21 protein-coding genes and 1 pseudogene are annotated in these 22795 nt (G+C 53.7%); 18 read left to right on the top strand and 4 right to left on the bottom strand.

The window, feature by feature from the left end; all coding sequences use genetic code 11:
• Positions 1-158 precede the first annotated feature (158 nt).
• The 15 genes from leuC (at position 159) to QC823_RS14715 (ending at position 17314) form a co-directional block, all read left to right on the top strand.
• Positions 159-1610 (top strand): 3-isopropylmalate dehydratase large subunit, encoded by a 1452-nt coding sequence (gene leuC, locus QC823_RS14785; RefSeq protein ID WP_309657114.1) that lies wholly within the window; start codon positions 159-161, stop codon positions 1608-1610.
• 3 nt (positions 1611-1613) lie between these two features.
• On the top strand, positions 1614-2261 hold the full coding sequence (leuD, locus tag QC823_RS14780) for a 3-isopropylmalate dehydratase small subunit (RefSeq protein WP_309657113.1): 648 nt from the start codon (positions 1614-1616) through the stop codon (positions 2259-2261).
• A gap of 56 nt (positions 2262-2317) precedes the next feature.
• Positions 2318-3400, top strand: a complete 1083-nt coding sequence (gene leuB / locus QC823_RS14775) for a 3-isopropylmalate dehydrogenase (RefSeq protein WP_309657112.1) — start codon at positions 2318-2320, stop codon at positions 3398-3400.
• Positions 3401-3470: 70 nt separating this feature from the next.
• Complete coding sequence (gene asd / locus QC823_RS14770; RefSeq protein WP_309657111.1) at positions 3471-4583, top strand: aspartate-semialdehyde dehydrogenase; 1113 nt, start codon at positions 3471-3473, stop codon at positions 4581-4583.
• 159 nt (positions 4584-4742) lie between these two features.
• A complete protein-coding gene (locus tag QC823_RS14765; RefSeq protein ID WP_309657110.1) occupies positions 4743-7001 on the top strand; it encodes a FimV/HubP family polar landmark protein in 2259 nt (752 codons plus the stop codon).
• Between the two features lie 30 nt (positions 7002-7031).
• On the top strand, positions 7032-7964 hold the full coding sequence (truA, locus tag QC823_RS14760) for a tRNA pseudouridine(38-40) synthase TruA (RefSeq protein ID WP_309657109.1): 933 nt from the start codon (positions 7032-7034) through the stop codon (positions 7962-7964).
• Positions 7961-8620 (top strand): phosphoribosylanthranilate isomerase, encoded by a 660-nt coding sequence (locus QC823_RS14755; RefSeq protein WP_309657108.1) that lies wholly within the window; start codon positions 7961-7963, stop codon positions 8618-8620. The genes truA and QC823_RS14755 overlap by 4 nt, the downstream gene beginning before the upstream one ends.
• A gap of 149 nt (positions 8621-8769) precedes the next feature.
• Entirely contained in the window at positions 8770-9957 is a 1188-nt protein-coding gene (gene trpB, locus QC823_RS14750) for a tryptophan synthase subunit beta (RefSeq protein WP_309657107.1), read from the top strand.
• 9 nt (positions 9958-9966) lie between these two features.
• Positions 9967-10770, top strand: a complete 804-nt coding sequence (trpA, locus tag QC823_RS14745; RefSeq protein WP_309657106.1) for a tryptophan synthase subunit alpha — start codon at positions 9967-9969, stop codon at positions 10768-10770.
• 108 nt (positions 10771-10878) lie between these two features.
• Entirely contained in the window at positions 10879-11910 is a 1032-nt protein-coding gene (accD, locus tag QC823_RS14740; RefSeq protein ID WP_309657105.1) for an acetyl-CoA carboxylase, carboxyltransferase subunit beta, read from the top strand.
• The gene (gene folC, locus QC823_RS14735; RefSeq protein ID WP_309657104.1) at positions 11903-13186 is read left to right on the top strand and encodes a bifunctional tetrahydrofolate synthase/dihydrofolate synthase; all 1284 of its coding nucleotides are present in this window, start codon (positions 11903-11905) and stop codon (positions 13184-13186) included. Before accD ends, folC begins: the two co-directional genes overlap by 8 nt.
• Positions 13187-13226: 40 nt before the next feature.
• Positions 13227-13913, top strand: coding sequence for an SPOR domain-containing protein (locus tag QC823_RS14730; protein WP_309657103.1), 687 nt, complete (start codon positions 13227-13229; stop codon positions 13911-13913).
• 3 nt (positions 13914-13916) lie between these two features.
• Positions 13917-14465, top strand: coding sequence for a CvpA family protein (locus tag QC823_RS14725; RefSeq protein ID WP_309657102.1), 549 nt, complete (start codon positions 13917-13919; stop codon positions 14463-14465).
• Positions 14466-14551: 86 nt separating this feature from the next.
• Positions 14552-16072, top strand: a complete 1521-nt coding sequence (purF, locus tag QC823_RS14720) for an amidophosphoribosyltransferase (RefSeq protein ID WP_309657101.1) — start codon at positions 14552-14554, stop codon at positions 16070-16072.
• Positions 16073-16117: 45 nt separating this feature from the next.
• Complete coding sequence (locus QC823_RS14715) at positions 16118-17314, top strand: O-succinylhomoserine sulfhydrylase (protein ID WP_309657100.1); 1197 nt, start codon at positions 16118-16120, stop codon at positions 17312-17314.
• Between the two features lie 7 nt (positions 17315-17321).
• Here QC823_RS14715 and QC823_RS14710 read toward each other — a convergent pair whose 3' ends face one another.
• A complete protein-coding gene (locus tag QC823_RS14710) occupies positions 17322-17663 on the bottom strand; it encodes a DUF6482 family protein (protein ID WP_309657099.1) in 342 nt (113 codons plus the stop codon).
• A 266-nt stretch (positions 17664-17929) separates the two neighbouring features.
• Between QC823_RS14710 and QC823_RS14705 the strand changes: the two genes are divergently transcribed.
• From QC823_RS14705 to QC823_RS14695, 3 genes are all read left to right on the top strand, one after another.
• Positions 17930-18499 carry a cytochrome b gene (locus QC823_RS14705; RefSeq protein ID WP_309657098.1) on the top strand — a complete coding sequence of 190 codons (570 nt, stop codon included), beginning with the start codon at positions 17930-17932 and terminating at the stop codon, positions 18497-18499.
• A 29-nt stretch (positions 18500-18528) separates the two neighbouring features.
• Complete coding sequence (locus tag QC823_RS14700; RefSeq protein WP_309657097.1) at positions 18529-19113, top strand: YceI family protein; 585 nt, start codon at positions 18529-18531, stop codon at positions 19111-19113.
• 164 nt (positions 19114-19277) lie between these two features.
• Complete coding sequence (locus tag QC823_RS14695; RefSeq protein WP_309657120.1) at positions 19278-20570, top strand: MATE family efflux transporter; 1293 nt, start codon at positions 19278-19280, stop codon at positions 20568-20570.
• On the opposite strand, the pseudogene QC823_RS14690 reads toward QC823_RS14695, so the two are convergent.
• The 3 genes and pseudogenes from QC823_RS14690 to QC823_RS14680 all read right to left on the bottom strand — a co-directional run.
• A pseudogene (locus tag QC823_RS14690) lies at positions 20567-20941 on the bottom strand (NCS2 family permease); the annotation flags it as partial. The gene QC823_RS14695 and the pseudogene QC823_RS14690 overlap by 4 nt on opposite strands.
• 61 nt (positions 20942-21002) lie before the next feature.
• Positions 21003-22199: an amino acid aminotransferase gene (locus tag QC823_RS14685; protein ID WP_309657096.1), complete on the bottom strand. Its 1197-nt coding sequence runs from the start codon at positions 22197-22199 to the stop codon at positions 21003-21005.
• On the bottom strand, positions 22200-22538 hold the full coding sequence (locus tag QC823_RS14680) for a 4a-hydroxytetrahydrobiopterin dehydratase (protein WP_309657095.1): 339 nt from the start codon (positions 22536-22538) through the stop codon (positions 22200-22202).
• Between the last annotated feature and the right edge of the window lie 257 nt (positions 22539-22795).

Raw genomic sequence — 22795 nt, 5'->3', positions numbered from 1 at the left:
CCATGTATTCCTCATTGGAATTTATTATATGAATAACATGAATTGCTTTTATGCGCGAGTCGCGTGACACTCGTTTAACAGTACACATACAACCGCATCATAAGCCGCCCCTAGAGGCAGCTATACCGAGCTAGCAGGGCATTGCCCAGGAGAGTCGCATGTCAGGTCAAACGCTTTACGATAAATTGTGGGAGCAGCATTTGGTGAAACAGCGTGATGACGGTACGGCGCTGATTTACATCGATCGCCACATGTTGCACGAAGTGACATCGCCTCAGGCGTTTGAGGGGTTGCGTCTCGCGGGGCGTAAACCGTGGCGGTTAGATACGAATCTGGCTACCACCGATCATAACGTGCCCACAACGCGTGAAGAGCGCGCGCAAGGCAACAAAGGCATTAAAGATCCGATATCGCTGATCCAGGTGCAGACGCTTGACGATAATTGCGTAGAGTACGGTATTACCGAGTTCGGCATTAACGATCCGCGTCAAGGCATCGTTCACGTGGTTGGGCCTGAACAGGGGGCCACACTGCCGGGCATGACCGTCGTGTGTGGCGACTCCCACACCGCCACCCATGGCGCCTTTGGTGCCTTGGCTCACGGTATCGGTACGTCAGAGGTCGAGCATGTGCTCGCGACCCAGTGTTTGCTGACGCAAAAAATGAAGAACATGCAGGTGCGCGTTGAAGGTGAACTCGGCCTTGGCGTGACGGCAAAAGACGTGGTGCTGGCGATTATCGGCAAGATTGGCACCGCTGGCGGTACCGGCTACGCGATTGAATTTGCCGGCAGAGCGATTGAGTCGCTCTCGATGGAAGGCCGTATGACCGTGTGCAACATGGCCATCGAGGCAGGCGCTCGGGTGGGAATGATCGCCGTTGACGACACCACGATCGACTATATTGGTAACCGCCCTTATTCACCCACCGGCGAGCAGTGGGAGGCCGCCGTGGCGGATTGGCGCAACCTGGTATCCGACGCTGACGCAGCGTTTGACAAAATCGTTACGTTGAAAGCCGATGAGATTGAGCCGCAGGTGAGTTGGGGCACCAGTCCGGAAATGGTCACGGGTATCTCGGGCCAAGTGCCGGACCCGAAAGCCGCTCCGGACGATACCGTGCAGCGCAGCCATACGCGCGCGCTTGAGTACATGGGCCTGCAGCCGAATCAGAAAATCACCGATATCAAGCTAGATAAGGTCTTTATCGGCTCTTGTACTAACTCACGTATTGAAGATTTGCGTGAGGCCGCCAAGGTGGCGAAAGGCAAAAAAGTCGCCGACTCCATCATGCTGGCCATGGTCGTGCCGGGTTCGGGGTTGGTGAAGCGCCAGGCGGAAGAAGAGGGGCTGGATAAAATCTTTATTGACGCAGGCTTTGAATGGCGCGAACCCGGCTGTTCGATGTGTTTGGCGATGAACGCCGACAAATTGGGGGCGGGCGAGCACTGTGCGTCTACCTCTAATCGCAATTTTGAAGGGCGCCAGGGCTTTGGTGGTCGTACGCACCTGGTTAGCCCCGCGATGGCGGCCGCTGCCGCGATTGCCGGGTACTTTGTCGATGTGCGCAGCTTGCCTGCTAACGATGCCACTCACGCTCAGGAGGCCTAAACCATGAAAAAGTTTGAACGTTTTGAAGGCGTGGCCGCACCTCTTGATCGTGCCAATGTCGATACCGATCTGATTATTCCGAAGCAGTTTTTGAAGTCGATCAAGCGTACCGGTTTTGGCGTGAACCTCTTTGATGAGCTGCGTTACCTAGATGAAGGCCAGCCAGGACAGGACTGTTCTCAGCGTCCGTTGAACCCTGACTTTGTACTCAATCAGCCACGTTATGAAAATGCCGAGGTACTGCTTGCGAGGCGTAACTTTGGTTGTGGCAGTTCACGCGAGCACGCGCCCTGGGCATTAGAGGATTTCGGTTTCAAAGCTATTATAGCCCCTAGCTTTGCCGATATTTTCTACAACAACGCCTTTAAAAATGGCTTGCTGTTGATCACGCTTGAAGAAGATGAAGTCGACCGGCTCTTTAAAGAAGCGGAGGAGCGTGAAGGGTATGCGCTTGATGTCGATCTGGAAAATCAGCGCATCATCACCCCAAGGGGCGAGATTTTAGAGTTTCAGGTCGATGACTTCCGTAAGCAGTGTTTGCTCGAAGGTTTGGACGATATCGGTATTACACTTAAAGACGAAGACGCGATTCGTGCCTTTGAGGAAAAACATCGCCAGCGTCGCCCGTGGCTGTTCCGTCAGACTGCCTAATTTTTTAATGTTTTACGTTTTTAATGTCTTACGTTTTATTAGCTTAAGGAAGTCGCATGACACATAAGGTTTTACTTCTGCCAGGGGATGGCATCGGTCCCGAAATCGCCGCGCAAGCTAAGCGTCTACTGCAATCGTGCAAAGAGGCAGGCCTGGATATTGACGTGGAAGAGGGCTTGGTCGGCGGTTCGGCATATGACGTTCACGGCGAGCCACTACCGGCAGAGACGCTGGATAAAGCCAAGGCAGCCAGGGCCATTCTCCTCGGGGCAGTGGGTGGCCCGAAGTGGGACAAGCTTGAAGATCTTGCGAAGCGTCCGGAAAAAGGCTTGCTAGGTCTGCGTAAAAACCTGGGGTTGTTCGGCAACCTACGCCCAGCGATGCTCTATCCGCAGCTTGCAAGCGCCTCTAGCTTGAAGCCTGAGTTAGTCGCTGGTCTGGATATCATGATTGTGCGTGAGCTAACCGGCGGCATTTATTTTGGTCAGCCACGTGGTATCGAAGAGCGTGACGGCGAGCGCGTGGGGTTTAACACCTACGTGTATTCGGAAAGCGAAATTGAACGCATCGGTCGTGTGGCGTTTGAGATGGCGCAAAAACGCAATAAAAAGCTCTGCTCGGTGGATAAAGCCAACGTACTCGAAGTGACCATTTTGTGGCGCGAAGTAATGGAGCGGCTGGCGCCAGAATACCCGGATGTTGAGCTGTCGCACATGTACGTGGATAACGCCGCCATGCAGCTGGTGCGTGCGCCAAAGCAATTCGATGTCGTGGTCACCGGGAATATGTTTGGCGATATTCTTTCTGATGCGGCGGCTATGCTCACGGGGTCGATCGGTATGTTGCCGTCAGCCTCGCTTAATGAGAGTGGGCAGGGCATGTACGAGCCGTGTCACGGTAGTGCGCCAGATATTGCCGGCCAAAACGTCGCCAACCCACTCGCTATGATGCTTTCGGTGGCGATGATGCTACGCTATTCGTTAGGTGAGAATGCCATGGCTGAGCGGATTGAAGCCGCTGTCGGCAAGGTGTTGGATGACGGCCTACGCACGGCGGATATCGCTTCCGAAGGCATGCAGACTATTGGCACAGATGCGATGGGTGATGCGGTATTGGCCGCGTTTGCCCAGCAGGCATAATACGTGCCGCCCTGAACGATGCATAAAAGTATGTATAATGAAGGGCTCATTTTTAAAGGAGGACGTCACGATGTTGAAAGTCGGTTTTGTAGGATGGCGTGGCATGGTCGGTTCTGTGCTGATGCAGCGCATGCAAGAAGACGGTGATTTTAACGGTATCGAGCCGATTTTCTTCACCACGTCGCAAACGGGTCAACCTGGCCCTGATGTGGGCGTGGACGTGCCTCCGCTGAAAGACGCTTTCGCCCTTGACGAGCTTAAAGTACTCGATGTGATCGTTACCTGCCAAGGTGGCGATTACACGAAAGAAGTTTACGGCGATTTGCGCAAAAATGGCTGGCAAGGCTACTGGATCGACGCGGCCAGTACGCTGCGTATGGAAGATGACGCGACCATCGTGCTCGACCCGGTTAACCGCAACGTCATCGATGCTCAGCTTGCCAAAGGCGCAAAGACCTTTGTCGGCGGCAACTGCACCGTTAGCCTGATGTTAATGGGCCTCGGCGGGCTGTTTGAAGCTGATATGATCGAGTGGATGACGTCGATGACGTACCAAGCGGCATCCGGCTCTGGCGCCAAGCACATGCGTGAGCTGCTCAACCAAATGGGTACGCTGCGCGATAGTGTTGGTGAAGAGCTGAAAGACACCTCTAGCGCGATTTTAGATATCGATCGCAAAGTGACTGCCGCCATGCGCGGAGGCGACTTCCCCACCGAGAATTTTGGCGCCCCGTTAGCCGGTAGCCTATTGCCGTGGATCGACACCAAGCTCGAAAACGGCCAAAGCCGCGAAGAGTGGAAAGGCACCGTTGAGACTAATAAGATTCTTGGTTTGCAAGATAACCCAATACCGATTGACGGTCTCTGTGTTCGCATTGGCGCGATGCGTTCTCACAGTCAGGCGTTCACCATTAAGCTCAAGCAAGATGTGCCAATTGACGAGATCGAAGATCGCATTGCCAAGCACAACGAGTGGGCGAAAGTCATTCCCAATGACAAAGATGCCACTATCGCAGGCCTCACGCCGGCTGCGGCGACCGGCACGCTTGATGTGCCCGTGGGCCGTTTACGCAAGCTTGAGATGGGCGGTGAGTATCTCTCTGCGTTTAGCGTTGGTGATCAGTTGCTGTGGGGGGCAGCCGAGCCGCTTAAACGCATGCTGAAAATTTTGCGCGAGCAGTAAAACGTTAGGGTTTACGCTAATGCGCACAAAAACGGGGGCCAACATTGGCCCCCGTTTTTGTGCGCATCTGTGTAAGCTATGGTAAAAAGGTCTTAACATATTGACTAAATAAGCCATTTGTCGCGCTGGCATGACGATTTTTAAGAAGCAGAGGCGTTCATGAAACCACCAATTACATTAGCTGTGCTGCTCATCCTGGCTGTATCGAGCCCAGGAGCTCACGCGCTTGGGGTGGGAAATGCACAGGTTGGCTCGGCCCTGAATGCCCCGTTGAATGCATCGATACCTCTTGTCGATGCCGAGCAATACTCGTCGCAAGCGCTGAGTGTTAAATTGGCTGAGCGTAGCGCCTATACCTCTGCAGGGCTTGAGTGGAGCGACGTCATTGCAAATGTAAGCGCGACGCTTCAAGGCCAGCCACCAACTATTCGCCTTACCTCCTCACAGCCGGTTGACGAGCCCTGGCTAGACTTGCTGCTGGTGATTGAGTCGCCTGAAGGGTCGCACGCTCATGAAATTACCCTACTATTCGACCCCGTTGATTACGCGTCCAATGCACAGGTGAGCGAGCCCGCGCAACCTCAGTCTGTGTCTCAAAACCAGTTTCAAAACCAGTCTCCAACTCAAACTCAAACGCCAAGATCGGCCGATGCCCAAAGCCGTTCTAACATCAGCCGTAATCAGGTGAATGCGGGTATTCAAAATCCTGCGTATGTGAATAACGGTGATACGTTATGGAGTGTCGCCGAGCGTTTAAAACCCGCGCAGGCAAGCGTCCAACAAATGATGGTGGCGCTGCTTGAGGCAAACCCAGAGGTATTTCCCTCGGGTAATATTAACGCTATGCGGGCTGGTTTTACCTTAAACGTGCCAAGCGAGACACAGGTCATGCGGCGCTCGGCTGACGCCTCCGCCGAAACCATCGAGGCAATGAATGCGGCGTGGCGTAACCGCGGTAACAGGTTAGCATCAGTCGCCTTGCCTGAACCAGAGACCGCCGCTGAGCTTGAAGAAGAAACGCCGGCTGACTCGCAATCGCAGGGCGAGGCTTCAGATACTGCCCCGAGCATTGATGCAGCGGCGATTGTCAGCGCTGAAGCGGTTAACCCAGTTGATGAAACCGATACGCTGGTCGAGCAACTGGAGGAGAGTCAGGCGATGCTGGCGGAACTCATTGAAGAACGCGAGCAGATGCGTAGTGAGCTTGATGCCTTACGCAGTGAAGTCACCGAGCTTACCCAAGCGTTAGCGTCTCAGGAGCGAGTTGCCCCTGCCAGTGATGTCGTACAAGAGCAAGAAACGGCTCGTACTGATGACAGTGCGAGCAGTGCGGTAGAACGTGGTTTTCCATCGTTAACAACGTTGATGGAGAATTACCGCTGGACATTAATAGCGGCTGGGTTAGGGCTATTGCTGGTATTGCTGCTACTGATTCGTCGCCGGCAAGCGAAAGAGTGGGAGGATGTCGATCAGGTCACTATTAGCGAGCCATCTGTAGTCCCTAATAAGCAGGCGAGCGCGCAAAAAGCTACGCAGGGGAGTGCGCCTAAGCAAGAGACTTCAAACGCACAGAAGCCCCAAACACCGTCATTTAGCGCCGTCGAAGAAGAGCTTGAAACAGGATCTTTTGAAACGGACCCTTTCACCGAGCCTTCGCCGACGATTTATGCCGCCCAAGAAGTTTATGCTAAGAGCACCGACTCAGAAGCGCCCGAGCTCGAAGAGGCTAAGCGGGAAGAGGCTAAGCGGGAGGAGGATAAGCTCGAAGAGATTGAATTCGAAGGGGCCGAACCCGAAAGCAGCAATCCCGAGCCAGATGAGCTTGAAATGCAGGAGTCGCTTGAAATGGAGGAGCCGCTTGAGTGGGAGGCCGATGACGATGACGTCTTAGGTCGCAGCCAAGCGGCAGGGCTCGCTTCACAGCGCAGCGCCGCCTCGCAAAAGTCGCCTGAAACAGAAGACGCACCGGAAGCCGAGCGGGAGCCGGAAACGGAACAGGAATTTGAGCTGGAAAAAGAGCCTGAGCAGGAACCGGAGCTGGAAACGGAACCCGACACTGGGCCAAAAACAGAGGCTTCACCCAAACCGCCTGAAGTCTCCTCCAGCGAACAAGACACGCAGCAGGATTCACGTTTTATTGATTATCAGCCTCCTTCATTAAGCGCTGAGCCCGCTGCGCCCCGCGAAGAAACCCCCATGCAGCCGACGGTTGAGTTCGAGCCGGTCGAAACGGACGAATCGCAAGGCGCAAAAGAAGTGGATGAGGGGGAAAAGAAGGACGAATCGCCGGCTGATAATGTTGCTGATGAGCGGCAAAAAACGACAAAAACAGACAATGATTCCCCGCTGGGCGAAGGATGGGAAATTGAAGAGGTAGCATTCAAAGTGCCAGGCCGGGATAATACCCGCTCCTCTTAATCTTTATCACCTTTAACGTATTGTGAGTCGATGACGCTGTTTGACCGCTTTGATGAAAAAACACCCCTCAACGGACGCCTCGCCATGGGAGTTGAGTACGATGGTACCCACTACTGTGGGTTTCAGCGGCTAAGCCATGCTGCCTCCGTTCAGGCGAGCCTAGAAAAGGCGCTTACGCAAGTGGCCGGTGAGCCGGTTACGGTTCACGCCAGCGGTCGTACCGACTCGGGTGTCCACGCCACCCGCCAAGTCGTGCATTTTGATTCGCCCATGCCGCGTAGCGAAAAAGCTTGGATTTTTGGTGCCAATACCAACCTACCCAAAGATATCGCGGTGCGTTGGGTAAAAGCCGTGCCGGATACGTTTCACTCGCGCTTGGGGGCGTTAGCCCGTCGCTATCGCTATTTGCTCATTAATCAGCTCAACCGCCCCGTGTTGGAGCGTGCCAATGTCACTTGGTGTCGCGATCCGCTGGATGTCGCCGCGATGCACCGGGCGGCGCAGGCGCTCGTGGGTGAGCATGATTTCTCCAGTTTTCGTGCTGCAGGGTGTCGTTCAAAGGCTCCTTGGCGCCATTTGCACTTTATTGAGGTGAGCCGCCACGGTGCGCTTGTCGTTGTGGATGTTCAAGGGAATGCGTTTTTGCATCACATGATCCGTAATATCGTTGGCGCGCTGGTGAGTGTGGGTAGAGGCGCACAGGATGAGGCCTACATTAAGCGACTTTTGGCATTACGTGATCGCAAAAAAGGCGATGTCACCGCGCCTGCTTGCGGCTTGCATTTCGTTGACTCGCGCTATGATGAAAGTTTTGCTCTACCACAAGAGCCACTTGGGCCTAATCTGCTCGCGTTTACCGGCGAGTGGACCGGCGAACGGGATATTCCCGATTCCCCGATGGTGCGCCAACGCCGTGGACATGCGCAAAAGGACCATGAGCCTATCAAGCAGGAGAATGCATGATGTCCAGCACCGTCACGCGAACGCGTATCAAGTTTTGCGGTTTGACCCGTGCCGATGATATTGCCAGTGCTGTTAGTCTTGGCGTTGATGCGGTCGGCTTTGTCATGTGGCCGCAAAGCAAGCGCAGCATCAGCGTCGAGCAGCTGGCGGAACTCGCCGCCACTGTGCCCGCGTTTGTGACCCGGGTCGGTCTTTTTGTCGATCAGCCAGCATCTTTGATTGAGCGTTGCGCACCGTACTTGGATTTATTGCAGTTTCACGGCGATGAACCGCCCGAGGCATGTCAAAGCTACGCTATGGCGTGGATGAAAGCGCTGCGAATGCGCGACGGGTTGGATTTACATCAAGAAGCCGACCGTTATCATGAAGCGAGTGCTTTACTGCTTGATGCGTATCGTCCTGGCGTGCCAGGTGGAACTGGCGAGACCTTCGATTGGTCAAGAATTCCCGCAAACTTAGCAAAACCTGTTATCCTCGCAGGTGGTCTAACGTCAGGTAATATTGACGCTGCTATTAAGCACGTAGCGCCTTATGCCGTGGATGTTTCCGGTGGCATTGAAGCCTCGCCGGGAGAAAAAAGCGCCGCGAAAATGCAAGCGTTTGTTCAGGCGGTTTCGGTAGCGAATACATCACCTTCATCGTTGCCTAACGTCTAAAGTTTTCATGTAATTTGTTGGTTCATTTACTGTTGCTGCTTCTAGCAATCTTGTGAGGTACCCCTGTGACTGGTTTATCAACGACTAGCTCCGCACCGACTAGCTCTGCACCGACGGGCGCCACGTCAAAATTTAACAATTTGACCCAAATGCCCGATGCCCGTGGTCACTTCGGCCCGTATGGCGGTCGTTTCGTGTCAGAGACCCTGAGCTTTGCGCTGGAAGATCTGGAAAATATCTACGCCACTTTACGCGATGACCCAGAGTTTCAGGCTGAGTTCGACCGCGACTTAGCGCACTATGTTGGGCGCCCGTCACCGCTTTACCACGCCGAACGTTGGTCGCAGGCAATCGGCGGTGCGCAGATATGGCTTAAGCGCGAAGATTTAAACCACACCGGTGCTCACAAGGTTAACAACACCATTGGCCAAGCGCTGCTGGCTAAGAAAATCGGTAAACCGCGAGTCATCGCGGAAACCGGCGCGGGGCAACATGGCGTTGCTTCCGCGACGGTGGCGGCGCGATTAGGGCTTGAGTGCGATGTTTATATGGGGGCTGCTGACGTGCAGCGTCAGAAGCTTAATGTTTACCGCATGCACCTTCTGGGCGCGCGCGTTATCCCCGTGGAATCGGGGACGCGCACGTTGAAAGATGCGATGAACGAAGCGCTGCGTGATTGGGTGACGAATGTGGATAACACCTTTTATATCATCGGCACTGTCGCTGGTCCCCACCCGTATCCCCGTATCGTTCGCGACTTTAACGCCGTGGTCGGGCGTGAAGCGCGTCTACAGTCAATGGAGCAAATTGGCCGACTGCCGGATGCATTAATCGCATGTGTGGGCGGTGGTTCGAATGCGCTGGGCTTGTTTTATCCTTTCGTCGAGGACGAAGAGGTCGCCATGTACGGCGTTGAAGCGGGGGGCGATGGGGTTGAAACAGGGCGCCACGCGGCACCCCTTTCCTCCAATGCCCCGCGTGGTGTATTGCACGGTAACCGCACCTATTTAATGTCTGACGAAGCGGGCCAAGTCTCTGATACGCATTCGATTTCTGCAGGTCTTGACTATCCAGGTGTCGGCCCAGAACACGCTCTGTGGAAAGACGTTGGGCGGGTCAACTATGTGGCGGCCAACGACGATGACGTGTTGAAGGCTTTCCGGGAGTTAACCCACATGGAAGGAATTATGCCGGCGCTAGAGTCAGCTCACGCCTTGGCGTATGCCAAAGTATTGGCGCCCACCATGCGAGCCGACCAGCACATCGTGGTGAACCTTTCAGGCCGCGGCGATAAAGATATTATGACGGTCGCTAAGCTCGACGGCATTGAATTTTAAGGGATAGCAATGAATCGAATTGATCAACGCTTTAGCGAACTCAAAGCGCAAGGCCGTAAGGCGCTCATCCCTTATATCACCGCGGGTGACCCGGCGCCGCAATATACGGTTGGTTTTATGCATGCCTTGGTGGAGGCGGGCGCGGATGTGATTGAGCTTGGCGTGCCGTTTTCTGATCCGATGGCGGACGGGCCTGTTATTCAAAAAGCCTGCGAACGCGCGTTGAAGCATGGCACGCGCTTGATGGATTTGTTTGAAATGGTGAAAGAGTTTCGCCAAGCCGATACGCAAACACCGGTGGTCTTGATGGGGTACTTGAACCCCATCGAGCGAATTGGCTATGAGGTGTTCGCCGATAAAGCAGCGAATGCCGGGGTAGACGGTGTGCTGATCGTCGATATGCCGCCCGAAGAAGCCGAAGAGATCGGTCCGTTAATGAAATCTCGCGATTTAGCCGCGATCTTTCTCGTTGCCCCTACCACTTCTCATGAACGCGCCGCTACAATATGCGCCCACGGACAAGGCTATATATATTACGTCTCGCTCAAAGGGGTGACAGGTTCCGCTTCATTGAATGCAGCTGATGTAGCGGCGCACCTAGCCCCTCTTCGTGAAATTACGAGTTTGCCCTTGTGTGTTGGGTTTGGTATTCGCGATGGCGTGACAGCAGCAGAAGTGGCCCATGTCGCAGATGGCGTGATCGTCGGGAGTGCGTTGGTGAATCGCATTGCGGAAAATACGCAAACACCTGAGATTATACCCGGTCAATTGAAAGATGTGCTGGCGGATATGCGCTCGGCCATGGATGCGTAAAATTCGTCTACGCTAGGGTATTGCGCTACACGTTTTTTAGTTCTTAGTTAAACACTTACCAACGCCTGGCTTTGCCAGGCATTGACGTATAACGGAAAAGATTTTGATATGAGCTGGTTAGATAAAATTGTGCCCTCTATGGGGCGTATCCAGCGTAAAGACCGTCGTGCCAGCGTGCCGGACGGCCTCTGGCGCAAATGTCCTAAGTGCGAAGCGGTGCTCTACCTTCCGGAGCTGGAAAAACATTACAGCGTCTGCCCTAAGTGTGACCATCACCTGCGCTTGACGGCGCGCAAGCGTCTGGATTGGTTTTTAGATAAAGAGGGACGAGACGAAATTGCTGCCGAAATCGAGCCAATCGATCGGTTGAGGTTTCGCGACTCGAAAAAGTACAAAGACCGTTTGGCCGCGGCGCAAAAAGACACCGGTGAAAAAGATGCTCTTGTGAGTTTTCGTGGTCAGCTTGATGGCTTACCAGTGGTTGCCGTTGCATTTGAGTTCACTTTCATGGGCGGCTCAATGGGCGCCGTAGTGGGTGAAAAATTTGTCCGCGCCGCGACGGTAGCGTTGGAAGAGCGAATCCCGCTGATTTGCTTCTCTGCTTCAGGCGGTGCGCGCATGCAAGAAGCGCTTTTTTCTTTGATGCAAATGGCAAAAACCTCGGCGGCATTGGAGAAGTTGAAACAGGCGGACGTGCCTTATGTTTCCGTATTGACCGATCCAGTCTTTGGCGGCGTGTCCGCCTCGTTGGCGATGCTGGGGGATCTAAACGTGGCCGAACCCAACGCGTTAATCGGTTTTGCCGGCCCTCGCGTGATTGAGCAAACGGTGCGAGAAACACTGCCGGAGGGGTTTCAGCGCAGCGAGTTTCTGCTAGAGCATGGCACCGTGGATATGATCGTTCATCGCCGCGATATGCGTAAGCGCTTAGGCGGTGTGTTGCGTAAATTGACCCATCACGCCCCCTTTGTTCAAGCGGACGATGCCGAAGCGGCTGGAAAGGGCGGAATTATTGAGCCGGTCGCTGATGAGCCTGCTGTCGCTAATGCGGCAGATCGTAGCGAAGATCAGGCGACGAGCTGGATCAGCGCCGAGGAAACGCCAACGCCCTCTACCAACGAAAAGCCGCATAATGCCTAACGATTTGGCGGCATGGCTTGCGTACCTAGAGCGACTTCACCCTGTCGGTATTGATATGGGGCTTGAGCGTGTGCGTGAAGTGGCCATGCGTTTAGGGCTTTTAGAATCGTCTCTCGCGCCTAAGGTGATCACAGTGGCGGGCACCAATGGCAAGGGGTCTACGCTTGCAATAATAGCGGCAGTGGCAAGCGCTCACGGTCAGCGGGTGGGGGCTTATACCTCACCTCACCTGGTGCGCTACAACGAGCGTATTACGCTTCATGGTGAGCCGGCGAGCGATGACGTGTTAGTAGCGGGGTTTGAAGCAATAGAACATGCCCGCTTGAAAGCGCCGGAAGTCAGCCTGACCTATTTTGAAGCTGGCACCCTATGCGCGCTTTGGTGTTTTGCTAATGCTGAGCTTGACCTTGTGCTGTTGGAAGTCGGGCTGGGTGGCCGCCTGGATGCGGTGAATATCGTTGATGCCGATATCGGTGTTGTTACCACGATTGCCCTAGATCACGCCAATTTTTTAGGCACCGACCTGGAACAAATTGGCCGCGAAAAGGCGGGTATTTTGCGCCCACGCCACCCTGCCGTGCTGGGAAGCGAAACGCTTCCTGATAGCGTACAAGAAACAGCGAAAGCACTAAACGCGCCACTTTTCGCTCTTGGTCAAGCCTTTCGTCATGTGCCGCAAGGTGAAGGCGGCTGGGAATGGCATGGTAGCCGCGAGGACGGGCAAGCTGTGTCGTGGACGGAATTGCCTGTTCCCGGCTTACCGCTTGATAACGCCGCGACGGCGCTGCAAACGCTTACGCTTGCGGGGTTATCTCTTGACGCGGCCACAACGCGAGATGCATTAGCCAGCGTCACACTCCCGGGGCGTATGCAGTGGCTCGGTCAGTGGTGTTTAGACGTTGGTCATAATCCTCATGCCGCTGCCTATGTCGCGAGCCGTTTACCCTCACCTCAAGGGCGTCTTTGGTGTTTGGTTGGTATGCTGGATGATAAGGACGCTGACACGGTGATAGCGCACTTGATGCCGCGAGTGACTGATTGGGTGTGTGTGTCGCTTGCGGGTTCCCGCGGGCGTTCGGCAACATCGCTAAAAGCGGTGATTGAGCACCAAAGTGGCTGCGTTCGTTACTGTGGCGATACGCCTGAGGAGGGTGCCAAGTGGCTGGGAAGAGAGCTAACGACACGCGATATCGTGCTGGCGACGGGGTCTTTTTTTACCGTTGGAGCATTGCTTAACATCACGTTACCTCAGGCGCCACACGAAGCAACCGCCTGATTGACGCGCTTTGATAGGGCGCTCCCAAGGGAGAAAAGGCATGAAATACGGTAAAACGGAGCGCATCAGTGGCATCGTTATTCTGTTAGCGTTGGCCGCGATTTTGATCCCCTGGTTAATGAGTGATCCTGCTCCCCGCGAGGAGCGCCCGCAGCCGTCCTTTACCATCGAACAGCCGATCGACGCGCCTCGTCATGACGTCGCGGAACCCGTGCCTCCGGAATCTATTGATCTCTCTTCCTCAAGTGACGTTGCTAGCTCAGATGATGAGGCGTTACCTCAACAGACTGACGACTCTTCTCAGGTGCAAACGCCCATAAACCAAGACGCAGCGGTCACGGATTCTGCTGGCAACGAGCCTGAAGATGAAGCATCGGCGCAAACTCAATCACAAGACAGTGCTCCGCAGGTGGAGGATGACCCTATTGCTGCCCTAATGGCGCAGGCCGATAGCCAGCGTCGGGCGGCAGAAGAGGCGGTCCCTGCTACCAGTGAACGAGGAGAGTGGGGCGTTCAGGTGGGAACCTTTGGGAATCCCGATAATGCGGCACGCCTTAAACGCCAGTTGGAAGAGAACGGATTTGATGTTTACACCCGTGAGCGCAGCGACGACTTAACTACCGTCATCGTCGGCCCCTTCGCAAGCTCAGCTGATGGCGAGCGTGCCTCTACGTTGATCAAAGAACGGGTAAATCAGCAAGGTTTGCTCGTACGCGTGGGGGATTAAGCGATGGCGTTAACTTGGATCGACGCGCTTTTTTTAGCCGTTTTAGCGTTGTCGATGCTTGCAGGCTTTGTGCGTGGGTTGGTACGCGAAGCGCTGGGGCTTGGGTCCTGGGTAGTGGCGCTATTGGTCGCTCGCGTGCTCGCTGAACCGGTTGCCGAGTTAATGGCCGGTTTTATCGAGAGTTTTGATGCGCGCTTAGTTCTCGCCTTTGCGTTAGTGATTTTCGCGGTGATCTTACTTTGTGGCATCGTCATTCGCATGGTGCATGCCGCGGTGGTGTGGGTCGGCATGGGGTTTCTAAATCGCTTGGCGGGGGCGGCGTTCGGTGTCGCTCGCGGTATGGTGATTTTACTTATCGCAACAGTATTGATCACGCTTACACCGCTTGGCGAGTTGCAGGCATGGCAAGAGGCGTCGCTACGCCCCAGTTTTGAGCAGCTGCGTGACTGGGCAGTGAGCCAACTTGACCAATGGGAAGGCGAGTTACCCCGCGCGCCCGATTCGCTGAAAGACGTGCCGTTACCGGATTTTCGTCAAAGCGTTGAAGGCTAAAGGGCAACGCGAGTGTCCCGTTGAGACAAAGTTTACTAATCGATGGCTTATTGAGTAAGCCTGGGTATCAAGCGAGGTAAGACAGTATGTGCGGTATAGTGGGCCTTCTGGCCAAGCAGACGGTAAATCAGGCGATTTATGATGCCTTGACCGTACTACAGCATCGGGGCCAGGACGCTGCCGGGATGATGACCTGGAGCGAAGGACGCTTTTTACTGCGCAAGAGTAACGGTCTTGTGCGCGATGTTTTCCATACCCGTCACATGGCGCGCTTGAAGGGCAACTTAGGTATTGGCCACATTCGCTATCCAACGGCCGGCTCGTCTAGCGAGGCAGAGTCACAGCCATTTTATGTCAATTCTCCCTACGGTATTGCGTTGGCCCATAACGGCAACCTGACCAACTCTGAGCAGCTCAAGCAAGAACTTTTCTCTACTGATCTTCGTCATATCAATACCAGTTCCGACTCTGAAGTGCTGCTCAACGTGTTTGCCCACGAGTTAGGCAAACAAGGGCTGCATCTTGAAGCAGAGGATATTTTCGATGCCATTCGTCGGGTACATCGCCGTTGTAAGGGCGGCTATGCAGCTGTGGCGATCATCAACGGTTTTGGCATGGTGGCTTTTCGCGACCCCAACGGCATTCGTCCGGTTGTATTTGGTACCCGTGAGCATGAAGGCCAGCAAGAAGTGATGATTGCTTCTGAGTCTGTTGCGCTGGACGTAGGCGGCTTTGAGTTAGTGCGGGATCTATCGCCTGGCGAAGCGATATTTGTTGATATGCAAGGCAATATTCATACGCAGGTATGCGCGGATCGTCCGTTGTTGCGTTCTTGTATTTTTGAGCATGTTTATTTGGCAAGGCCTGACTCTATCCTGGATGGCGCTTATGTTTACGGTACGCGGATGCAAATGGGGCGTAAGCTTGGAGATCGTATTCTTAACGAGTGGCCCGAGCACGATATCGACGTGGTGATCCCGATTCCCGATACATCGCGTACTTCGGCGCTGGAGATGGCACAGCACCTGAACGTGACCTATCGCGAAGGTTTTATGAAAAACCGCTATATTGGCCGCACATTCATCATGCCGGGGCAGACCCAGCGTAAGAAATCCGTGCGCCAAAAGCTCAATGCCATTGACATCGAGTTTAAAGATAAAAATGTACTGTTAGTGGATGACTCGATTGTGCGGGGGACTACCTGCAAACAGATTATTTTAATGGCCCGCGATGCGGGGGCACGCAATGTTTACTTTGCCTCTGCCGCTCCGCCGGTACGCTATCCGAATGTGTACGGTATTGATATGCCTGTTGCTTCAGAGCTCATCGCTCATGGGCGTAGCGAAGCAGAAGTGGGCGAGTTGATTGGCGCTGATCGCATTTTCTATCAAGATTTGAAGGATTTGAAAGCCGCGTGTCGCGAAGTGAACCCTGCGTTAGATGATTTTGATTGTTCGGTTTTTGATGGCAACTACGTCACTGATGATATTGATGAAGCGTATCTTCAAGCGCTTGAGGTAAGTCGCAGTGATGCCGCCAAGGACCATAGCGCAGGAGACCACGCGTTAGTGGATATGCATAACCAGGACGACGACCTCGACGATTAATTTTGTACTTGTTTTACGTTATGTATTGCGGTGAGGAGTAATTGAATGCAAGACGATACGGTAGAACCGTCGTGGTCACTGGAAACGCTGGCGATTCGTGCTGGTCATGAGCGTACTGCTGAACAAGAGCATTCTGAGCCGATTTTCCCCACTTCTAGCTTTGTCTACGGCAGCGCGGCGGAGGCAGCGCGAAAGTTTGGTGGCGAAGAACCGGGTAATGTCTACTCACGCTTTACTAACCCGACGGTGCGCACATTTGAAAAGCGCCTGGCCGCACTTGAGGGCGGAGAGCGCTGTGTAGCCACAAGCTCCGGTATGTCCGCGATTCTGTCAACAGCGCTTGCGCTTTTGCAGGCTGGCGACGAGATTGTTGCGTCGCGCTCGCTGTTTGGCTCCACGGTCAGCCTGTTCGATAAGTATTTGGGTAAGTTAGGTATTACCACCCGCTATGTGGAGCTTTCCGATCTTAATGCGTGGGAAGCCGCCATTACGCCGGCGACCAAGTTACTGTTTGCTGAAACGCCATCGAACCCGCTAGCGGAAATTGCCGATATTACGGCACTGGCCGCGTTGGCAAAGCGTCACGATGCCTTATTGGCGATTGATAATTGCTTTTTAACGCCGGCGCTGCAGCAGCCTTTGGCATTGGGCGCCGATTTGGTGATTCACTCAGCGACCAAATATTTGGATGGCCAAGGGCGAGCCGTGGGCGGCGCTGTGGTAGGTAATCATCCGCTATTAGAAGAAGTCTTTGGTGTGGTACGCACTTGCGGGCCGTGCTTGAGCCCGTTTAATGCATGGGTGTTTACCAAGGGACTAGAGACTCTTTCGCTACGGATGAACGCGCACTGCGAGAATACGCTGCAGTTGGCGCGGTGGCTTGAGCAGCACCCGGGGGTGGCGCATGTGTACTACAGTGGTTTAGAAAATCATCCTCAACACGCGCTCGCCAAGCAGCAGCAAAAAGGCTTTGGTGCGGTGTTGGGGTTTGAAGTGAACGGTGGTCAAGCGGCGGCGTGGCAAGTCATTGATGCCACGCAGATGGTGTCGATCACCGGCAATTTGGGGGATGTGAAAACCACAATTACACACCCAGCCACCACGACTCACGGGCGTCTGTCCGATGCGCAAAAATCGGCCGCAGGGATTACACCGGGGTTGATACGCGTGGCAGTAGGGCTTGAGGGCCAAGGCGACATTCAGTGCGACTTAGCCCGCGGGTTGGATCAACTTTCGCGCTAAATGCGTCTCAAATGCAGGTCTGGTTGAACGCCACGCGAACACCATGGGCCATGCGCTGCTGAGCGGTAACAGGCGGCACATCGGTGCCAATCATTTCATCGGCGGCGTCAGCCCAAGTCAATGTGCCGTGGGTGAAACCTAGCGGTGCCAGCGTACGGCCAATCCATTGTGTGCCGGTAAAGCGTTGCGTTTCTCCTTTCTGGTCAGTGAGCAAACTGACAACCTCATCCTGATGTAGACGAACGATGTACCAACCCATATCAAGGCCGTGTACTTCTACGTCGGGTAGGGGTTCTGACCATTGCGTGAGATCGTCAAGGGTGACACGAGCGGGTAGGGTAGTAGACATAGCGCATCCTCGTTAGTAGTACCTCTTATGCTGGAATTATAAATTCTGCGCTACTTTTTTAAAGCTAAATAGTGGGTGAAATAAGGTTGGTGAAATAGGGTTGACGACATTAAGCACGCCATTGCTAGCCAATTGTGCCGGCGGCAAGTGCAACACGGTTCTTATGAATATGTTTTTACGAATGATGTGTTCTGCTTTTTTCAGCAGTTTTTAACCACGGTGACGAGTATTATGAAAGGTAGATAATACGCAAAAGGACAAGCACGATGTGGCGCAACACACACAATGGATGGGGCATTATTAGCATAGGGCTTCATTGGTTGAGCGCTGTCACCATCATCGGGTTGTTTATACTCGGCTGGTGGATGACGGGGCTGGGGTATTATGACCCTTGGTACAACCAAGGACCGTGGATTCATCGCTCAGTTGGTGTGCTGTTATTTTTCTTTACGCTTGTTCGTTTACTAGGGCGCTTTTTTCAACCTACACCGCACGCTGAAGGGAGCCGTTTAGAAGCTGTTGCCGCGCACGTTGGCCACATCGCCCTTTATATAGTGCTACTTACCGTGATGATGAGTGGGTACTTGATTTCGACTGCCAAGGGCAGTGGCATTAGCGTTTTTGGCTGGTTTGAAGTGCCCGCCCTGCTCGACGGTTTTCCCAACCAAGCAAGCATTGCGGGTAATATCCACTGGTACAGTGCGCTAGCGCTGATCGCCCTAGCGACTGGCCATGCGCTGGCGGCGATGAAACACCACTTTATTGATCATCACAACACTTTGGTGCGCATGTTGAGCCCCAGGCACAGCCGTCGCACTGACAAGCCATCGTGGTGATGCGTTAGTCCACCCGAAGGAGATAAACCATGTTAAAAAAAGCTGCTTTTGCTACCGCCATTGCTGCTGCAAGCTTAGCGCCACTAAGCCAAGCACAAGCGGATACTTACGTGATTGATACTGAAGGTCAGCATGCCTTTGTGCAGTTCAAAATTAGCCATCTAGGATTTTCTTACATTCTAGGTAGCTTTGAAGATTTTTCCGGTGAATTCTTTTACGATTCCGAGAATTTACAGGATTCGTCTGTTGAGGTAGAAGTGCAGGTGGAGAGTCTCAACTCCAATCATGCCGAGCGCGACCGCCATATTTTAGGCGACGATTTCTTAGACGCGGATGAATACCCCACGGCAATGTTTACCACAACAGGCTTTGAAACGACTGGCGATAATGAAGGTGTTATCACCGGTAATCTAACCTTGCACGGCGAAACGCAAGAAATTGAAATGCCGGTCGTGCTGATGGGCGAAGGCGATGACCCTTGGGGTAACTACCGTGCAGGTTTTGAAGGCAGCACAATGCTGACCCTTTCTGATTTTGGTATTGACATGAGTTCTTTCCCTGAATCTATGCACGCGCTTGAGCTTTACGTGACATTCGAAGGTGTCCGTCAGTAAGCGGTAGCGTTATTAAGGTAGCGCCACCTTCCTTCTAAGGTCGGTGGCGTTTTTGCGTTTGACTGTTTGTGCGTTTGACTTAGATGACGAGGGAGATGGATTAGGTGGTCGATATTGAGAAGCCCTATGGATTAGGTAGAACACTTTGGCAGCAAACGTGGCCGATGGCGATTGGTGTATTGGCATTGCTAGGGTTTCAACTGGTAGACAGCGCGTTTATCGCTCGCCTAGGGACGGCACCACTGGCCGCTCAGTCGTTTACCTTCCCGCTCTCCTTTTTCATTATCGGCATTCAGGTGGGCTTAGGGATCGCGATTGCGGCCCTTATTTCCCGAGCACTGGGGGCTGGAGAGAAAGCACAGGCTAAGCGACTAAGTACTTTAGTGCTGATGGTCGGTGGCGCCTTGATTGCGCTACTGGTGCTTTTACTTTGGGGAATGCAGCGGCCAGTGTTTACCCTACTCGGCGCGAATGAAGCCGCACTTGCTAACATTCGCCCTTACTGGGCGCCACAGTTGTTCGCTGCTTGGCTCGGGGCGCTGTTATATTTTGTTTACAGTCTTTTTCGTGCCCATGGGGATACCAAACTGCCAGGCAAAATGATGGTGCTGAGCAGCTTGGTTAACCTGGTGCTCGACCCGTTGCTTATTTTCGGCATCGGTCCATGGGAAGGCCTTGGGCTACCCGGTGCAGCTTGGGCAACGGTTCTGGCCTTTTCAAGCGGGCTTTTCGTAACGTGCCGTAAACTCGCACGCAAAGATTGGCTGATTTTGGAAGGCCTGAAAGAAGAAGTAAGGTGCTCTTATAAGCCGTTTGCCGGGATTGCTGGACCTGCCATGATAAGTCAGTTAATGCCACCGTTGGCCGCGATGCTTGCGATTTCCCTTGTGGCACCGCTTGGTGAAACCTACGTCGCGGCTTGGGGTTTGGCGAGCCGCTTGGAAACGTTGTCGTTGATGGTGATTTTGGCCATGACGATGTCACTGCCGCCCTGGCTTGGGCGCTGCTACGGGGCAGGAGATTGGCCACAGATTCATCGGCTGCTGCGCTTGGCGTTGAAAGTTGCCGTGATTTGGCAGCTAGGCCTTGGGATGTTGATGGCGCTGGGCGCCCCTTGGGTGGCGCTGGCGCTGGCTGGCCAGCCAGACGTTCAGCAGGCGCTGGCGCTTTTGATCCGCTTTTTGTTGCCAAGCTATGCCGCTCTCGGTGTGTGTATGTTAGTGGTGTCGGCAGGTAATGCATTGGGGTGGCCGCTGCGGTCGATGCTAATTTCCGCAGCGCGGCTCTTTATCTGCTATTTGCCCTTTTTGTGGTTAGGGGCGCAGCTTGGTGGGTGGATGGGACTGGCACTAGGCGCCGCTTTTGGCAATGTGTTGGCGGGGTTGACCGCGTGGGCTGTGCTGAAAAGGATTCTCTCCCGCCCACATCGGCAGGCGGGTGTCGCAAAGCCGGTTTAGTGTCTTTCGTTTCGCTGTTGAAAGGCAAAATAAGCAAAAAGCACTACCATGGCTAAATAGCCCACGACAAAGTCCGGCGCAGCATTAAGGGTGAGCTTGGGCGCGTGCATTAGCCCAACCCATAAAAACCCTGCCGCAATCACCGCAAAGGTGGTGGCCCGTCGGAACTGATGGTCGATGACAGAAACGGTCATCGCGCCGAGGAAAATTGCCATGAACATCGCGCCCTGACCCATGATCACGATGGCATTAGAGATATCGCTGACCACCTCTTCGGCACCGCGGTTAAAACGTGTCATCACGTAGTTGGCGAAATAGGGCAGCATTGCCAACGCCACCGCTGGGTAGTAGCGGGTGTCGTTAGATTGAAAACAAAAAACGCCCAGGCAATGCCCGGACGTTTAAGGGATATTACGAAGAATAAGCGAGCGTTTATGCCTTACCGTTCACGGTGGCAATCGCCTTAGCCAAGTAAGGGAGGTTCTCTTGAGAGAAGCCAGCCACATTGGCACGACCCGAGCGCACCATGTAAATGCCGAACTCATCGCGTAAACGGTCCACCTGCTCCGGTGTTAAACCGGTATAAGAAAACATCCCACGCTGCTCGGCGACACAAGCGTACTTATCATCCAGCCCGTAAGGCTTCAGCGCTTTAACGAAATCGCGGCGCAACGTGTTAATACGGTCGCGCATTTCAGTGAGCTCTTCGTGCCACATGGCGGTTAGTTCGTCGTCATGAAGAATATCGCTGACGATAGAGCCACCGTGGGCTGGCGGGTTGGAGTAGTTTTCCCGCGCGACAATAGCAATTTGTGAGCGAATGTTTTCCATTTGCTCACTATTTTTTGCCACCATGATCAAGCAACCCGTGCGTTCGCAGTAAATGCCGAAGTTTTTCGAGCAGGAGCTAGTGATAATCACTTCATCCAGTTCTTCGGCCATCAAGCGCACGCCGTAAGCATCTTCTTCCAAACCTTCGCCAAAGCCTTGGTAGGCAAAGTCGATCAATGGCAACAAATTGCGCTCGCGCACGACTTGGAGCACGGTTTGCCACTGTTCTTTGGAGAGATCAAAGCCCGTGGGGTTATGGCAACAGGCATGCAGCACGACCACATCACCTTCCGGGATTTGTTTAAGGGCTGCCAGCATGCCATCAAAATCAAGGCGATTTTCGGCGTCAACGTAAGGGTACTTGTGCAGCGCAATGCCGGCGGCAGTGAAAATACCGTGATGGTTTGGCCACGTTGGGTCAGAAACCCAAATTCCCTTATCCGGCAGTTGTTTTGCAATAAAGTCTGCGGCTAAGCGAAGCGCGCCCGTGCCGCCGGGAGACTGTGTCGCGCTGGCACGATTGGCATTAAGCACGGGAGAGTTTTTTCCCAGCACCATCGGCAGTACCACGTCGCCGTAGGCAGGGGCTCCGTGCGAGCCAATATAGGTTTTGGTGGTTTCATTCTTGAGCAGGCGAGCTTCAGCTTCCTTAACGGCACGCATTACCGGTGTGTTGCCCTCGGCATCACGGTAAACGCCGACACCTAAGTCCACTTTTTGTGGGTTGGTGTCTTTTTTGAAAGCTTCGATCAGCCCGAGAATGGCATCTCCAGGGACTCGCTCAATATGCTCAAACATTTATTCGGCTACCTCATCGGTTCTGGCGGCTAAAATGAAGTCATTTTGGTGCAGACCGCCAATTTCATGCGACCACCACGTCACCGTGGTTTTTCCATATTCGGTGGTGATCATAGGGTGATGACCGGCCTGCTCAGCGATGTCGCCAACGCGCTGGGTAAATGCCAGAGCGCTAACAAAGTCGTCAAAATGATAGCTTCGCGTAAGCTTCATAATGCCATCGCCATCGTTAATCTTCCACTGTGGCAGTGCGGTTAGCGCGTCTTGCGCTTCTGTTTTGGTCATCGGGGTCGCATTACCGCTGCAAGGTTCACAAGCTTGATTTGCGAGTGCTGTCATGCTTTTTCCTCCTGGCCCAGTGGTATCTCTGAGCTGCTTAGTAGCGCACGTTTTTAAAAAAGTGCTTTGCATGTTAATTAAAATTTGCGCGTTTATTAAAAAGTGCTTTGAAAACGCTATGTTCACCTTTCAGGATAGGTAACTGATGAACAGATGCCAAATTGGCTAGGTGTCGGGTCCCGTGTGATTAACCACCTTCTTGGTAAATAACTCAGGACGCTTGGTTTGCCATTCCTTCATTATCGCAATCGGTGATT

The organism is Vreelandella vilamensis (genome assembly GCF_031451755.1).
GTDB classification, from domain to species: Bacteria; Pseudomonadota; Gammaproteobacteria; order Pseudomonadales; family Halomonadaceae; genus Vreelandella; species Vreelandella vilamensis.
This window is presented reverse-complemented; position numbering and strand designations above follow the sequence as displayed.

Coding starts and splice junctions, on each gene's coding strand:
- QC823_RS14730 (WP_309657103.1), top strand. CDS start 13,227: ATGAAATACGGTAAAACGGAGCGCATCAGTGGCATCGTTATTCTGTTA.
- leuB (WP_309657112.1), top strand. CDS start 2,318: ATGACACATAAGGTTTTACTTCTGCCAGGGGATGGCATCGGTCCCGAA.
- trpB (WP_309657107.1), top strand. CDS start 8,770: ATGCCCGATGCCCGTGGTCACTTCGGCCCGTATGGCGGTCGTTTCGTG.
- QC823_RS14680 (WP_309657095.1), bottom strand. CDS start 22,538: ATGACAGCACTCGCAAATCAAGCTTGTGAACCTTGCAGCGGTAATGCG.
- QC823_RS14695 (WP_309657120.1), top strand. CDS start 19,278: ATGGCGATTGGTGTATTGGCATTGCTAGGGTTTCAACTGGTAGACAGC.
- purF (WP_309657101.1), top strand. CDS start 14,552: ATGTGCGGTATAGTGGGCCTTCTGGCCAAGCAGACGGTAAATCAGGCG.
- truA (WP_309657109.1), top strand. CDS start 7,032: ATGACGCTGTTTGACCGCTTTGATGAAAAAACACCCCTCAACGGACGC.
- QC823_RS14705 (WP_309657098.1), top strand. CDS start 17,930: ATGTGGCGCAACACACACAATGGATGGGGCATTATTAGCATAGGGCTT.
- QC823_RS14725 (WP_309657102.1), top strand. CDS start 13,917: ATGGCGTTAACTTGGATCGACGCGCTTTTTTTAGCCGTTTTAGCGTTG.
- QC823_RS14755 (WP_309657108.1), top strand. CDS start 7,961: ATGATGTCCAGCACCGTCACGCGAACGCGTATCAAGTTTTGCGGTTTG.
- QC823_RS14715 (WP_309657100.1), top strand. CDS start 16,118: ATGCAAGACGATACGGTAGAACCGTCGTGGTCACTGGAAACGCTGGCG.
- accD (WP_309657105.1), top strand. CDS start 10,879: ATGAGCTGGTTAGATAAAATTGTGCCCTCTATGGGGCGTATCCAGCGT.
- trpA (WP_309657106.1), top strand. CDS start 9,967: ATGAATCGAATTGATCAACGCTTTAGCGAACTCAAAGCGCAAGGCCGT.
- folC (WP_309657104.1), top strand. CDS start 11,903: ATGCCTAACGATTTGGCGGCATGGCTTGCGTACCTAGAGCGACTTCAC.
- leuC (WP_309657114.1), top strand. CDS start 159: ATGTCAGGTCAAACGCTTTACGATAAATTGTGGGAGCAGCATTTGGTG.
- asd (WP_309657111.1), top strand. CDS start 3,471: ATGTTGAAAGTCGGTTTTGTAGGATGGCGTGGCATGGTCGGTTCTGTG.
- QC823_RS14685 (WP_309657096.1), bottom strand. CDS start 22,199: ATGTTTGAGCATATTGAGCGAGTCCCTGGAGATGCCATTCTCGGGCTG.
- leuD (WP_309657113.1), top strand. CDS start 1,614: ATGAAAAAGTTTGAACGTTTTGAAGGCGTGGCCGCACCTCTTGATCGT.
- QC823_RS14710 (WP_309657099.1), bottom strand. CDS start 17,663: ATGTCTACTACCCTACCCGCTCGTGTCACCCTTGACGATCTCACGCAA.
- QC823_RS14700 (WP_309657097.1), top strand. CDS start 18,529: ATGTTAAAAAAAGCTGCTTTTGCTACCGCCATTGCTGCTGCAAGCTTA.
- QC823_RS14765 (WP_309657110.1), top strand. CDS start 4,743: ATGAAACCACCAATTACATTAGCTGTGCTGCTCATCCTGGCTGTATCG.